Source organism: Lentzea indica, assembly GCF_012184385.1.
GTDB lineage: Bacteria > Actinomycetota > Actinomycetes > Mycobacteriales > Pseudonocardiaceae > Lentzea > Lentzea indica.
In genome coordinates this window covers 14,570-27,796 of sequence record NZ_VSRL01000042.1, presented here as the reverse complement: position 1 = coordinate 27,796, position 13,227 = coordinate 14,570, and the positions used below count along the sequence as shown (strand labels likewise).

The following is a 13,227-nucleotide window of genomic DNA, read 5'->3' as shown; positions in this document are numbered from 1 at the left end:
TCACACCCCCTCGACTTCGAGTACGGTCACGTTCCGTTGCGTATTGTGCACCACAATCCCTGTGCCGCCACACGCGTCCTGGAAGGACGTTGGGAGCGTTAACATGACCACCGCCGACGGGCTCGACCGCAGAGCCCTGTTGCGTCGTTCGGCGCTGCTGTCCGCCGCGATGCTGATCGGACCGACAGCGCTGGATCGGGCCCTCGAAGCGAGCGCCGCCGAGTTGCCCACCGGCGCGGCGCCCTTCGTCGACTCCTACCGCACGAACGTGCAGGCCAACCTGACACCGGAGACCAACGCCGCGGTTCGCGCCCTGTCAGGAATGCAGGACCTCTGGCGCACCGGCGACAGCTGGAACACCGGAGTCGTGCTCAACCGGAACGTGCTCAGAGCCAACGTCCGCCACGTCGCGCGGATCACCGCGGCACGGACCGCCGACCAGGCCAAGCGAGCGTTCATCGTGGACCGTCAGCACCAGAGCTACAGCGCCATCGGAGGGCTCGGCCCGCTGGCCGAGCTGTACAAGGCGGGAGCCAAGGCCGTCACCGGCATCACCTCCGCACCCGACGGCACACCACCGTCCACTGTGGACGACAAGCTGCCGCCGGACGCCCCACCGGGATCGGCGCTCGGCGCCGGGTCACCGGACTCCGCGCTGGGCCAGGTGGTGCTCCTTGTCAACACGCTGCGCGGGCCGTTCGCCTCCGGCAACCCGTCGAAGTACGCCTACCAGTACCCCAGGCCGTGGCGGATGACCCCGGACAGCACGGTCGAGCCGACCGGTGAGACGGACGAGTTCGGCTACCCCGTGTACCGCACCGACGTCGAGGTCGCCCCGCAGCTGCTGCGCCAGCGCAACCTCAAGCCCGCCGACGACGGTGGCTACCCGAGCGGGCACACGAACGCGCTGCACCTCGCCTGCCTGGCCTTGGCCTATGCCATCCCCGAACGCTTCCAGGAACTGGTGACCAGGGCGTTCGACCTGGCCGACGCCAGGATCGTGGCGGGCATGCACTCCCCGCTGGACGTGATCGGCGGCAGGATCCTGGCGACCGCGCTCGCCGCCGCCGCCCTGGCCGATCCGCAGAACGCCACGCTCAAGGCCGCGGCCAGGGCGCAGGCGAGCGAGTACTTCCGGCAGCGCACCGGCGCCGACGTGTTCGGCGTACGCGCACTCGGCCGGGCCTGTCTGCCGACCCGTACGCCGACCGCGAGGAGAACGCCGCACTCGTGGCGCCGCGCCTGACCTACGGGCTGCCCACGACCGGGCGCCGCGTGCCGATGACCGTGCCCAAGGGCGCGGAGGTGCTGCTGGAGACCCGGCTGCCGTACCTCAGCGCCTGCCAGCGCCGAGAGGTCCTGCGCACGACGGGGTTGCCGTCCGGGCACGCGCTGCTCGACGGCCCTGAGCAGTGGGGCAGGCTGAACCTCTTCGCCGCGGCCGACGGCTTCGGCGCGTTCGACTCGGACGTACGCGTCGAGATGGACGCGAACCGCGGTGGCTTCCACGCGGCCGACACCTGGTACAACGCGATCGGTGGCGGTGGCGGGCTGGTCAAGAGGGGCAGCGGAACCCTGACCCTGGCCGGTGCCAACAGCTACACCGGTGGCACCCGAGTCGAAGGTGGCACGCTCGTGGCCGCGTCGCCGTCCGCGCTCGGCAAGGGCGACGTCGACCTTCGTGCGGGAACGCTGCGGCTGGCGGACGAGGTCCGCGTGCGGGGATACCGGCAGGCTTCCGGGACGACCCTGGCGGTCACCGTGAGGCCGGGCGACTGCGCCGCGCTGACCGCCGGGCGGCCGATCTCGCTGGCGAGTGGCAGCACGCTCGAAATCTCGCTGGTGAACGTGCCTGCCGGCGCTCTCGTGCCGGTGCTGTCGGCACCCGTGCTGCTCGGCAGGTTCTCCCGCATCACGGTGGCAGGGGGCGAACACCGGGTGCAGGCCCGCTACAGCCCCAACGGGCTATCGGTACGCGTCCTGGAATAGTCCACAAAGGACTCCCGTCGAACCGGTGAGTCTCTGTTCGACAACGCCGTTCGACGCCGTTCGACACCCTTGCTTGACGCTCGTGAGGCACCGATGCAGACTCCGGAAAGCGTTTTCCAGCCGACGGGGTCAGGAGTTCATGAGCGCGTTAGACGAACTGCGCCAGCTGCGCCACGGCGGCGGCCAGGTGCGCAAGCGCGACAACAAAGCCGCGTTCTGGTTCCTTGCGCCCTGGTTCGCCGGGCTGGTCTTCATCACGATCGGCCCGGTGCTCGCGTCCTTCGGGCTCGGCTTCACCAAGTACAACCTGATCCAGCCGCCGAAGTTCATCGGATTCGACAACTTCGCGCGCATCTTCAGCGACGAGCGGCTGCACAACGCCCTGGGGGTCACGTTCACGTACGTGTTCGTGTCCGTGCCGTTGCAGCTCGCCTGCGCGCTGGTCGTGGCGCTGCTGCTCGATCGTGGCATGCGCGGGCTCGCGTTCTACCGCTCGGCGTTCTACCTGCCGTCGCTGCTGGGCTCGAGCGTGGCGATCGCGGTGCTGTGGACGCAGGTCTTCGGCACCGACGGCCTGGTGAACCGCGTGCTGGGCGCCTTCGGCATCGAGGGCAAGGGCTGGATCTCCGACCCGGACACCGCGCTCTCGACGCTCATCGTGCTGAACGTGTGGACGTTCGGCTCACCGATGGTCATCTTCCTGGCCGGGTTGCGGCAGATCCCCGCGGTGTACTACGAGGCCGCCGCGATCGACGGGGCGAGCAGGTGGTCGCAGTTCTGGCGGATCACCCTGCCGCTGCTGTCCCCGATCGTGTTCTTCAACCTGGTGCTGCAGATCATCCACGCGTTCCAGTCGTTCACGCAGGCGTTCGTCGTCTCCGGCGGCACCGGTGGTCCGTCCGACTCGACCATGTTCTACACGCTTTACCTCTACCAGCAGGGTTTCAGCCGGTTCGACATGGGGTACGCGTCGGCGCTGGCCTGGTTCCTGCTGCTGATCATCGCGGCGTTCACCGCGATCAACTTCTGGGCGGCGAAGTACTGGGTGTTCTATGACGACTGAGCTGAGCCGAACCGTGGGCCGGCGTTTGTCGGTGCCCGCCAAGCACATCGGCCTGGTCCTGATCGGGTTCGTGATGCTGTACCCGGTGCTGTGGATGGTCGTGAGCTCGCTGCGTCCGGGTGACGAGATCTTCCGCAGCCCTGGTCTGATCCTCGAGAGCCTGCACGCCGAGAACTACACCGAGGGCTGGTACGCGCTCAGCCCGTCGTTCGGGACGTACCTGCTCAACTCGGCCGTCCTGGTGCTGGGCTGCATCGTCGGCAACCTGGTGTCGTGCTCGATGGCGGCCTACGCCTTCGCGCGCCTGCACTTCAGCGGCAAGCGCTGGTGGTTCGGCATCATGCTCGGCACGATCATGCTGCCGGTCCACGTGATCATCGTGCCGCAGTACGTGCTGTTCTCCCAGATCGGCTGGGTGAACACGTTCCTGCCGCTGATCGTGCCGAAGATCCTCGCCACGGACGCGTTCTTCGTGTTCCTGATGGTCCAGTTCATCCGGGGTCTGCCGCGGGAGCTGGACGAGGCGGCGCGCATCGACGGCTGCGGCCACCCGCGGATCTTCGCGCAGATCATCCTGCCGCTGATGAAGCCGGCGCTCGCCACCACGACGATCTTCACGTTCATCTGGACGTGGAACGACTTCTTCACCCAGCTGATCTACCTGACGGACCCGGACATGTACACGGTTCCCGTCGCCCTGCGCTCGTTCGTCGACTCGACGGTCGCCACGTCCTGGGGCTCCCAGTTCGCGATGAGCGTCGTGTCGATCATCCCGATCTTCCTCGCCTTCCTCATCGGCCAGCGGTACCTCGTCAAGGGGATCGCCACGACCGGTGGCAAGTAGCCGAAAGGAACGGACATGCCCAGAGGAGTTCGTCGCCGCGGTGCCGCGTGGGCGGTCCTGCTGTCGCTGACCGCGTCGCTGCTCGCGGCCTGCGGGTCCGGCTCCGACGCCGGCGGAGACCTGACCGCGGAGCCGGTGACGTTGCGCTTCACCTGGTGGGGCGCCGACGACCGGCACAAGCGGACCCAGCAGGTCATCGAGATGTTCCAGAAGAAGCACCCGAACATCACCATCAAGGGTGAGTTCAAGGAGTGGAACGGCTACTGGGACAGCCTCGCCACCACCATGGCGGCCAACGATGCGCCGGACATCATGCAGATGGACGAGCTCTACATCGCCTCTTACGCCGAACGTGGCGCGCTGCTGGACCTGAACGAGTCCAAGAAGCATCTCGACACCTCGAACTTCGACCAGAAGGCGCTCGCCACCGGCGCGATCGACGGCAAGCAGTACGGGCTGCCGGTGGGCCTGGGCATGTACTCGATCATGGTCAACACCGACCTCCTCGCGAAGTACGGCATTCCGCTGCCCGACGACACGAAGTGGTCGTGGGACGACCTGAAGAAGATCGGCGAGCAGGCGTCGAAGGCGGGCGGCGGTCAGGTGTTCGGCGTGCAGTCGCCGGGGATCAACGACACTGCCGGGCTGAGCATCCGGGCGCGGCAGCAGGGCAAGGCCATGTTCGACGCCGGGGGCAAGGTCGTCCTGCCGCCCGAGATCGCGACGCAGTACTGGACCTACATCCAGGACCTCGCCAAGTCCGGGATCGCGGCACCGCCGTCGGTGACCGTCGAGAAGGCGTCCGCCGGGCTGAACCAGTCCGCGACGGCGACCAACACCGCGGTGTTCGGCCTGTGGTGGAACACGCAGCTGACGGCGCTGACCGCCGCCAGCGGTGCCAAGCTGAAGCTGCTGCGGCTGCCCGGCGAGACGCAGGGCAAGGCCCCCGGCGCGTACTACAAGCCGTCGATGTTCTGGTCCGTGTCGTCACGGTCCAAGCACCCCGCGGAGGCGGCGGCGTTCGTGAGCTTCCTCGCCAACGACGAGGAAGCGGCGAAGGTCCTGCTGACCGAACGCGGCGTGCCCGCGAACCAGAAGATCCGCGACGCGATCGCGAGCCAGCTCAAGGAGACCGACAAGGCAGCCAAGGAGTACCTCGACACGGTCCCGGTCAGCGACCCGCCCAGGATCACGCCGAACGGCGCCAGCACCGTCGACGCGATCCTCAAGCGGCACACCGAGGACGTGCTGTTCGGCCGGACCTCACCTGAACAGGCGGCCACGTCGTTCATCAAGGAACTCCAGTCCGAAGTGGACGCGGCGAAGTGAGGCGCGCGGCCATCGTCGGCACAGGTGCGATCGCCGCCGCCCACGCCGAGGCGCTGCGCGCGGCGGGAGATCGCATCGAGCTGGTCGCGGTCGTCGACGTCGACGCCGGCCGCGCGGCGGCGTTCGCGAAGGAGTGGGGTGTGCCGCGGGTGCATCCCCGGCTGGCCACGTTGCTCGACGTGGAGAAGCTGGACGTGGTGCACGTGTGCACCCCGCCTCGCCATCACGTGCCGCTCGCGCTCGAATGCCTGGCTGCGAACGTGAACGTGCTCGTGGAGAAGCCGCCGGCGTTGTCGCTGAGCGAGATCGACACGCTGATCGCGGCCGAACGGGGTTCGTCCGGGCGCGTCGCGACCGTGTTCCAGCACCGCTTCGGCCCCGCCGCGATCCGCCTGCGCCGGATGATCTCCGAGGGTGTGCTCGGCCGGTCGCTGGTGGCGAAGTGCGACACCCTCTGGTACCGCGGAGATGCCTACTTCGACGTGCCGTGGCGTGGTTCGTGGGACAGCGAGGGCGGCGGCCCGACGATGGGACACGGCATCCACCAGTTCGACCTGATGCTGTCCGTGCTGGGGCCGTGGCAGGAGATCCGGGCTCTCGCCGTCCGGCAGGCGCGCGATGTGCAGACCGAGGACGTGTCGATGGCGTTGGTGACCTTCGGCGACGGCACGGTCGCCTCGGTGATCAACTCCGTCCTGTCGCCCAGGGAGACCTCGGAGATGAGGTTCGACTTCGAGCGCGCGACGGTCGAGGTCGAGCACCTCTACGGCTACACCGACGCGCACTGGACCGTGACTCCCGCGCCTGGCAACGACGATGTTGTGGGTCGTTGGCGTGCGGAGCAGTCCGGGGTGGTGAGCGGTCACGGGTGTCAGATGGCGGCGTTCCTCGATGCGTTGGACAGTGGTGAGACACCGCCGGTGACGCTGGCGGACACGAGGAACACCATGGAGTTCATCGCGGCGCTGTACGCGTCGGCGTTCACCGGCACCGTGGTGAAGGCAGGTCAGATCGGCCCGGACAGCCCGTTCTACGCGACGATGGAAGGAATCGGTGCCCCATGGGCCAACGCCCGGTGATCACCCGGCAGGACGACGAGGTGCTCGTCGTGTCGGTGGGCGACGTGGAGCTCTTCGAGTACGTGCACCGGCCGTCGACACTCGCGTTCGAGGGACCGAAGCCCTACCTGCACCCGGTGCGCACGCTCGACGGTGACGTGGTGACGGCGTTCCGGCCGCACGATCACCGCTGGCACAAGGGCGTGCAGATGACCGCGACCGACGTGTCGGGCGAGAACTTCTGGGGTGGCGTCACCTACGTGCGCGACGAGGGATACGTGGCGCTGCCGAACGTCGGCACCATGCGGCACGAGGAGTTCACCGTCGCCTCGCCGGACGGGGAGGTGCGGATCGACGAACTGCTGTCGTGGTTCACCGAGACCGGGCAGCACTGGGTGCACGAGATGCGCCAGTTCACCGTGCGCGACGTCGAGGACGACTCGTGGACGCTGGAGTTCGCCACGACGCTGACGAACCTGCGCTCGGAGCCGTTGGTCTTCGGCAGCCCGACCACCAACGGCCGCGAGCTCGCCGGCTACACCGGGTTCTTCTGGCGCGGCCCGCGCTCGTTCACCGATGGCACGGTCATCGCGGCCGACGGCGGATCCGGGCAGGAGATGATGGGCAAGACCGCGCGGTGGCTCGCGTTCGCCGGCCACCACGACGAGGTGGACCGCTCGTCGACGTTGCTGTTCATCGACCACCCGGACAACAAGAACACCACCTGGTTCGTGCGCAGCACGCCGTTCGCGGCGGTCAACCCCTCGTTCGCCTTCTTCGACACCGTGGAACTGGCGCCCGGCGAGGCGCTGAGCCTGCGTTACCGGCTCGTCGTCGCGAACGGGGAGTGGGACCGCGACCATCTTGAGTCCTATGTGGAGGCTCATCCGTGGTGACGCCCTTCCCCGGCGGGATCGGGATCTCCGGCCTGCGGGTGTACGACTGGCCGACGGTGGACGGGCTGTGCGGCGGCTCGCCGCACGTGCACCTCACCTGCGCGGAGTGCTACTTCGTCGTCGGGGGAGAGGGGCGGGTCCAGACCCTGACCCACCGCGGCTTCGCCGAGACACCGCTGCGCGAAGGCACCGTCGCGTGGTTCACGCCGGGCACGATCCACCGTCTCGTGAACGACGACGGCCTGCGGATCATCGTGCTGATGCAGAACAGCGGCCTGCCAGAGGCAGGTGACGCGGTGTTCACGTTTCCGCCCGCGGTGCTCGCTGATGCACCGAACTACTCCGCGCAGGCGCAGGCCGGTGACGAGGAGTCCGCCCGGCGGCGCAGGGACCTCGCCCTCGAAGGCTTCCTGGAGCTGCGGCGGCGCGTCGAGGCGGGGGAGGACGCGCTGGACGAGTTCTACCGCTCCGCCGTGCGGCTGAAGCAGGACGTTCTGGACGCATGGGAGAAGCGGTGGCGGGCCGGTGCGCTCGCGTCGGCCGAACGCACCGGTGTGCAGCTGGACCGGTTGCGGGACGGCGACATCGGCCACCTGGCCGAGGCCGACATCCACGTGATGCGTTCGGAAGGCCCGCAACGGTTCGGCATGTGCGGACGGCTCGACGTGCACGACCCCGCCGAGGGCCGCTCACCGCACGACTGACGTCCTCACGGACACAGGAAGAACATGAGCGCTGCGCTGATCGCGGCGGCGACCAGAACCGTGGCCACCGTGACGAGCAGGCGTTGCCGCCGGGCTGCCCGAGCCAGCCGGGGCAACACGGTGGCCGGCACGGCGACGCCGGGTTCGAGCGAATCGACCGCCCACTCCGCGGGCACGCGGGACAGGAGACCCGCCGTGCCCGCGAGCCCGCCCACCTCGTGTTCGCACGGTCGACACACGGCGAGATGGCGTTCGTAGGCATACCGATCAGCGGGGGACAGCGACCCCAGCACGTAGGCCACGTCCCAGTCGCGGAACGGGCACGTCACCGCCCCGTCACCCCGTTCTCCTCCAGTGCGAGCCGCAGCGCGCGCAGACCGTAGTGCAGCCTCGACTTCACCGTTCCCGGCGGCAGGTCCAGCGCCTCGGAGAGCTCGGCGATGGACTCGCCCCGGTAGTAGGCCCGCACGATCACCACCCGGTGCTCGGGTTTGAGCTGGGACAAGGCGTCGGCGATTAGCCAGGCGTCCAGCGTTCGGTCGGTGTGGTCGGCTCGTGAGCGGTCGGGCACACGGGCCAGCCCGACCTCCCAGCGGGCACGAGCGCTGCGGCATTCGTCGATGGCGTAGTTGCGTGCCACGGTGTAGAGCCACGCCTTCGACGCCGCGGAGCCCTGCTCCAGGATGTCCGGATGTCGCCACGCCCGCAGCAGCGCCTCCTGCACAACGTCTTCCGCGAGCTGTTCGTCTCGGGTGAGCCGGAGGGCGTAGCGCCAGAGCGCCTCGGCGTGACCGTCGTGCAGCGCGCGCAACAGCGTGGTGTGGTCGTCGATGGGCACCCCTAGGTCCGGAACTCAGGCGTGCGCTTGGCCAGGAAAGCCGCTGTGCCCTCGCGCATGTCGTCGGTGGTGAAGGCCTGGCGGAACGCGTCGAGCTCGACCTCCAGTCCCTCCTCGACGCCCAGGCCGTCCACGGCGTTGATCACCGACTTGCAGGCCGAGACGGCGGCGGGCGAGTTGGCCGCGATGGTCGGCGAGCACGAGCCGGGCGGCGGTGAACATCTCCTCGCGGCTGTCGAAGACGTCGTTCACCAGCCCGAGCCGGTGCGCTTCCACGGCGTCGACGCGGCGCCCGGAGTAGATCAGCTCGCGTGCCTTGGCGACACCGACCCGCCGGAACAGCCTGACGCAGCCGCCGAAGCCGGGGATGAGGCCCAGCAGCACCTCCGGCTGGCCGAACACGGCCTTGCGGGTGGCGTAGACGAAGTCGCACGCCATGGCCATCTCGCAGCCGCCGCCGAGCGCGTAGCCGTCGACGCAGGCGATGACGGGGACGGGAAGCTGTTCGAGCAGCCGAGTCACCTCCTGGCCCAGCGCGCCGAACGTCTCGCCCTCCTCCGGAGTCATCGCGGCCATCTCGCGGATGTCCGCCCCGGCGATGAACGCGGGCCCTTCCGAACCCGTGAGCAGGACCGCGCGCGGGCCGGCGAAGTGGGTGAGGAGGTGGCGCAGCTCGGTGAGAGTCTGCTGGGACAACGCGTTGCGCGCGGGCGGTCGGTGCACTGTCACTGTCAGGATGCCGTCGTGTTCGTCGAGTACGAGCGTCTGATAGTCCACAGTGGTCTCCTCACGAGTCCCAGATCGCGCCGTAGGAGGGAATCCCCCTGGACTCCAGCTCCTCGACGACCTGCCATGTGGTCGGTTTGTTGGAGATGCAGATGACCGCCTCCGCGTCGAAGCGCTTGCACGCGTCGTACGCGAGCGCGACCAGGTCCGGCTTGCCCCGGCTTTCGGTGTCCCAGACGACGGCGTCGGGCTGCACGCCGAGGATCTCGTCGACCAGCGCGTCCCCGTAGGTGCGGCGCGGGTTGCGGGTCGACCACACCAGCACCGACGGCGTGTCACCGGCCAGCAGGTGGGGCAGGCAGGGACCGATGCCGCTGCCGGTGGCGACCCACACCACCCTGGTGAACAGCTTGTCGATGTTGCCGACACCGGCGGTCGGGATGCCCTTGACCCACACGCGACTCGGCTGGTCGGCGATGAACTTCGCCGTCCAGTCGCCGGCGCGGGAGATCGTGAGCCGGAAGCCGCTGCGTCCCGGCGCCGGGACGTTGGCGAAGGAATGCCACTCCAGCAACGGGTTGCGGCTCACCGCCGTCGAGGACCCTGCGAACGGCGTGACGCCGTGGTCGAACGACACGAGCGCGACGTGCGGTGACGGGCTGGCGATGTGCACCGGAACCCGCCGCAGCCTCAGCCACGGCAACGCCACGCTGGCCACCACGAGGGCGAGCGGCCAGAGGAAGACGGGGTTCGACACCGCAGACAGCACGCCGAACAGGACGAGCACGGCCCATCCGCCGAAGCGGTGCGACCGCTCGAACAGGTCGTGGTGCTTGGCCCGCAGCCGGGGCAGCGCGAGCACGACGAGCAGCACGAGGACGGCCATGATCGTCCAGGTCAGCCCCAGCACCAACGGTGGTCCCGTCGTCGTGGCCGCCAGCACCAGGAACCAGGACGTGGCGCAGATCGCGGCACCGACGTGCAGACCACCGAAGTGGTAGACCTTGCCGAGCGTCCAGCGGATCCGCAACGGCCAGTGCTTCGGTGCGCTGGTGGCCAGCCAGAACAGCAGGTTGATCACGAGCTGCTGGCGGATGAGGGCCGCCAGGGTGAGGTTGGCGACCACCAGCGCGGTCAGCCGGTCGGTGTCACTCGACCAGCCGGCGAATCCCAGGTTGACCAGCACGACGAGGGCGACGAGCCGGTTGTGGTGGGTGAACGGCCGGCGGCGCAGGATCGTGCGCCAGGAGCGGTCGGCAGGTGGCAGCTGGACGGTCTGGACTGAGGTCATGCCACCGTTTCCTTCTGTCCGTCCAAACGCGACAGCAGTGCCCGGCGGTCGACCTTGCCGCGGTCGGTGGTCGGCAGCGTGTCGACCGGCACGATCAGCGTGGGCACGCAGTAGTACGGCAACCGTTCCGCCACGGCCCTCCTGGCCTGCTCCGGGACCGCGTTGGCAGGGCTGATGAACCCGACGAGCTTGCCGTCGTGCAGCAACGTCGTCGCTCTGCTGCAGTCCACCGCGCGTTCGAGCGCCGACGTCACGGCGTCCAGCTCCACCCGGAACCCGCGCACCTTGACCTGGTCGTCGGTGCGGCCGTGATGCTCCAGATGGCCGTCGCGCGTCCACCGGCCGAGGTCGCGGGTGCGGAACATCAGGTGCTCGCCGCCCAGGAACGGGTCGGGGCGGTAGCGTTCCGCGGTCAGCTCGGGGTCGCCCAGATAGCCTGCGGTCACGCACTCGCCGCCCGCCCACATCTCGCCGATCTCGCCGATCCTGCACGGCCGCAGGTTCTCGTCGAGCACGTACACGGTCGTGTTCGGCACGGGCTTGCCGATGGTCAGCGGGCCGCCCGGCTCGTAGCGCTGAACGGTGTTGACGATGGTGACCTCGGTGGGACCGCACGCGTTGTGGAAGACGGCCTGGCGGGCCCACGTGTCGGCCAGCGACTGCGGGCACCTCTCGCCGGCCACTGCGACCGTGCGAACTCCACGGCACACGCTGGGATCCAGCGATGCCAGCACGCTGGGCGTGGCGATGACGACGTCCACGGTGCGCGCGGTCCGCTCGATGTCGCTGCCGCGGATGACGAGCGTGCCGCCGTGTGCCAGCGTGCCGAGGATCTCCCACATCGCCATGTCGAAGGCGATGTTCAGCAGCTGCGACACCCTGGTTCCCGGCCCGACGCCGAGGCATCCGGGTGCGGTCAGCAGGACGTTGCACAGGTTGGTGTGCGAGACCTGTACGCCGTTGGGACGCCCGGTGGTGCCGGAGGTGAAGATGACGGCGGCGATGTCCGAGTCCTCGATGATGGTGCGGCAGAACTCGGCGGCGTCGGGCACGCGGTCGATGGCGATGATCGTGCCGAGGTTGTCCGGCAGCGCGGACCGGTGCTCGCTCGTGGTGAGCACGAAGTCTATACGCGCGGTGCGGACGATGTGTCGCAAGTGGACTTCCGGAGCGATGCGCACGTCCTGCGGCACGTAGGCCGCACCCGCTTTGAGCGCGCCCAGAATGCCGACGACCATCGAGATCGACCTGGTCAGGAACAGGCCGACGCGATCACCTGGTCGTACACCCGCGCGGACGAGGAACTCGGCGAGCAGCTCGGCTCTGCGGTTCAGCTCCGCGTAGGTGATCGACTCGCCGAGGTGTTCCACGGCGGTCAGGTCGGGGTGCCATGCCGCCTGTTTCTCGACGGCGTGGTGGATGTGGTGGAACGGCGGGATCCGGACAGGCCCGGCGCCGAACGACTGGAACAACGCGCGGTCCACCTGGGGCAGATCGCGCAGGGCGGAATCGTGGAACACGGCTGTCACTGCAGGGTGCCCTTCCGGGAAGCGAAGCGCGGTCACCCGTTCAGAACGAGACAACCCCTCACTTTGTTCACGTCGAATCGAACCGACTGTCGAATCGACGAAGCCGTTGTGCCACCGTAACTCTGCGTTCACAGTGCAACGATGAGAATCGCAGCAGCAGGTGCACTCGTCCTCGTCCTCACGACCGGCCTCCCGGGCACTGCGAACGCGGCGTGGGAAGACGTGATCGGAACGGGCTCCTTCGGCAGCTACGGCGCGCTGGAGTCGGAGTGGAACTACCGCTACCCGTGGGGCTCCGACCACAACGGCACGGCCAGGATGTACGCGAGCTCCAGCGACCACAACCACGTGTCGTTGTCCGGCGGCGTGCTGACGCTGAAGGCGACGCGGATCTCGTGGGACGAGGGCAACAGCGGTGCCGCCCCGCACCTGCCCATCCGTTACCACTCCGGCGCGATCCATGCCAAGGAACACGTCGTGGTCAACAGCCAGTTCCCCAACTGGGAGGTGAAAGGCGACTTCCAGGCACCATCAGCCCGCGGCACGTGGCCGGCGTTCTGGCTGACCGGGGTCAACAGCTGGCCGCCCGAAAGCGACATCCTGGAGTTCAAGGGGGACAACCGGAACTGGTTCAACACCTTCCGCACGTCCAGCGACGTGTCCAGCTCGATCGTCGGTGTGTCCTCGCCTGGTTCGTGGCACACCTATCGGGCGTGGATCACCAAGGTGAACAACACCGACGTCGACATCCACTATTACCTCGACGGCAAATGGATCGCCAAGCACACCGGGAAGAACTTCGTCGGCAAGCCGCTGTGGGTGATCATCAACCTGCAGATGGAGGGCTCGTCCGGCAGCCCCGGCCCGACCGCGGACACCGTCTACCGCGCCCGCAACGTCTACATCGGACGGACGCGGGCGTGAAGGAAGGTGGCCCCGGCGAACGCCGGAGCCACCTCC

Annotated in this window: 14 protein-coding genes; 9 read left to right on the top strand and 5 right to left on the bottom strand. The window is 68.6% G+C overall.

What is annotated here, in order from left to right:
* The first annotated feature begins 103 nt into the window (after positions 1 to 103).
* The 8 genes from FXN61_RS14625 (at position 104) to FXN61_RS14590 (ending at position 7,883) form a co-directional block, all read left to right on the top strand.
* Entirely contained in the window at positions 104 to 1,246 is a 1,143-nt protein-coding gene (locus FXN61_RS14625; protein WP_167974189.1) for a phosphatase PAP2 family protein, read from the top strand.
* Positions 1,231 to 1,989, top strand: coding sequence for an autotransporter-associated beta strand repeat-containing protein (locus tag FXN61_RS54275; protein ID WP_281360457.1), 759 nt, complete (start codon positions 1,231 to 1,233; stop codon positions 1,987 to 1,989). The genes FXN61_RS14625 and FXN61_RS54275 overlap by 16 nt, the downstream gene beginning before the upstream one ends.
* A gap of 139 nt (positions 1,990 to 2,128) precedes the next feature.
* Positions 2,129 to 3,052 (top strand): carbohydrate ABC transporter permease, encoded by a 924-nt coding sequence (locus tag FXN61_RS14615; protein WP_167974187.1) that lies wholly within the window; start codon positions 2,129 to 2,131, stop codon positions 3,050 to 3,052.
* Positions 3,042 to 3,896, top strand: a complete 855-nt coding sequence (locus FXN61_RS14610; RefSeq protein ID WP_167974185.1) for a carbohydrate ABC transporter permease — start codon at positions 3,042 to 3,044, stop codon at positions 3,894 to 3,896. Before FXN61_RS14615 ends, FXN61_RS14610 begins: the two co-directional genes overlap by 11 nt.
* A gap of 15 nt (positions 3,897 to 3,911) precedes the next feature.
* Entirely contained in the window at positions 3,912 to 5,225 is a 1,314-nt protein-coding gene (locus FXN61_RS14605) for an ABC transporter substrate-binding protein (RefSeq protein ID WP_167974183.1), read from the top strand.
* Positions 5,222 to 6,304: a Gfo/Idh/MocA family protein gene (locus tag FXN61_RS55310; RefSeq protein WP_167974181.1), complete on the top strand. Its 1,083-nt coding sequence runs from the start codon at positions 5,222 to 5,224 to the stop codon at positions 6,302 to 6,304. Before FXN61_RS14605 ends, FXN61_RS55310 begins: the two co-directional genes overlap by 4 nt.
* Positions 6,286 to 7,179, top strand: a complete 894-nt coding sequence (locus FXN61_RS14595; protein ID WP_167974179.1) for a DUF6807 domain-containing protein — start codon at positions 6,286 to 6,288, stop codon at positions 7,177 to 7,179. Before FXN61_RS55310 ends, FXN61_RS14595 begins: the two co-directional genes overlap by 19 nt.
* Positions 7,173 to 7,883, top strand: a complete 711-nt coding sequence (locus FXN61_RS14590) for a cupin domain-containing protein (RefSeq protein ID WP_312877730.1) — start codon at positions 7,173 to 7,175, stop codon at positions 7,881 to 7,883. Before FXN61_RS14595 ends, FXN61_RS14590 begins: the two co-directional genes overlap by 7 nt.
* 5 nt (positions 7,884 to 7,888) lie before the next feature.
* Here the strand turns inward: FXN61_RS14590 and FXN61_RS14585 are convergent, their stop codons facing one another.
* From FXN61_RS14585 to FXN61_RS14565, 5 genes are read right to left on the bottom strand one after another with little or no spacing between them, the layout of a single operon-like run.
* Complete coding sequence (locus FXN61_RS14585) at positions 7,889 to 8,212, bottom strand: anti-sigma factor family protein (protein WP_167974177.1); 324 nt, start codon at positions 8,210 to 8,212, stop codon at positions 7,889 to 7,891.
* A complete protein-coding gene (locus FXN61_RS14580; RefSeq protein ID WP_167974175.1) occupies positions 8,209 to 8,721 on the bottom strand; it encodes a sigma-70 family RNA polymerase sigma factor in 513 nt (170 codons plus the stop codon). Before FXN61_RS14580 ends, FXN61_RS14585 begins: the two co-directional genes overlap by 4 nt.
* A gap of 15 nt (positions 8,722 to 8,736) precedes the next feature.
* Positions 8,737 to 9,498: an enoyl-CoA hydratase-related protein gene (locus FXN61_RS14575; RefSeq protein WP_223165431.1), complete on the bottom strand. Its 762-nt coding sequence runs from the start codon at positions 9,496 to 9,498 to the stop codon at positions 8,737 to 8,739.
* A 10-nt stretch (positions 9,499 to 9,508) separates the two neighbouring features.
* The gene (locus FXN61_RS14570) at positions 9,509 to 10,738 is read right to left on the bottom strand and encodes an FNR domain-containing protein (RefSeq protein ID WP_167974173.1); all 1,230 of its coding nucleotides are present in this window, start codon (positions 10,736 to 10,738) and stop codon (positions 9,509 to 9,511) included.
* A complete protein-coding gene (locus tag FXN61_RS14565; protein WP_312877729.1) occupies positions 10,735 to 12,258 on the bottom strand; it encodes an amino acid adenylation domain-containing protein in 1,524 nt (507 codons plus the stop codon). The genes FXN61_RS14570 and FXN61_RS14565 overlap by 4 nt, the downstream gene beginning before the upstream one ends.
* A 150-nt stretch (positions 12,259 to 12,408) precedes the next feature.
* Here FXN61_RS14565 and FXN61_RS14560 point away from each other — a divergent pair, with 150 nt between their 5' ends.
* Positions 12,409 to 13,191 (top strand): glycoside hydrolase family 16 protein, encoded by a 783-nt coding sequence (locus FXN61_RS14560; RefSeq protein WP_167974168.1) that lies wholly within the window; start codon positions 12,409 to 12,411, stop codon positions 13,189 to 13,191.
* Positions 13,192 to 13,227 lie beyond the last annotated feature (36 nt).

Excerpts from the sequence above, each read along its gene's own strand:
- FXN61_RS14625 (WP_167974189.1), top strand. The coding sequence starts at position 104 with ATGACCACCGCCGACGGGCTCGACCGCAGAGCCCTGTTGCGTCGTTCG.
- FXN61_RS14615 (WP_167974187.1), top strand. The coding sequence starts at position 2,129 with ATGAGCGCGTTAGACGAACTGCGCCAGCTGCGCCACGGCGGCGGCCAG.
- FXN61_RS14610 (WP_167974185.1), top strand. The coding sequence starts at position 3,042 with ATGACGACTGAGCTGAGCCGAACCGTGGGCCGGCGTTTGTCGGTGCCC.
- FXN61_RS14605 (WP_167974183.1), top strand. The coding sequence starts at position 3,912 with ATGCCCAGAGGAGTTCGTCGCCGCGGTGCCGCGTGGGCGGTCCTGCTG.
- FXN61_RS14595 (WP_167974179.1), top strand. The coding sequence starts at position 6,286 with ATGGGCCAACGCCCGGTGATCACCCGGCAGGACGACGAGGTGCTCGTC.
- FXN61_RS14570 (WP_167974173.1), bottom strand. The coding sequence starts at position 10,738 with ATGACCTCAGTCCAGACCGTCCAGCTGCCACCTGCCGACCGCTCCTGG.
- FXN61_RS14560 (WP_167974168.1), top strand. The coding sequence starts at position 12,409 with ATGAGAATCGCAGCAGCAGGTGCACTCGTCCTCGTCCTCACGACCGGC.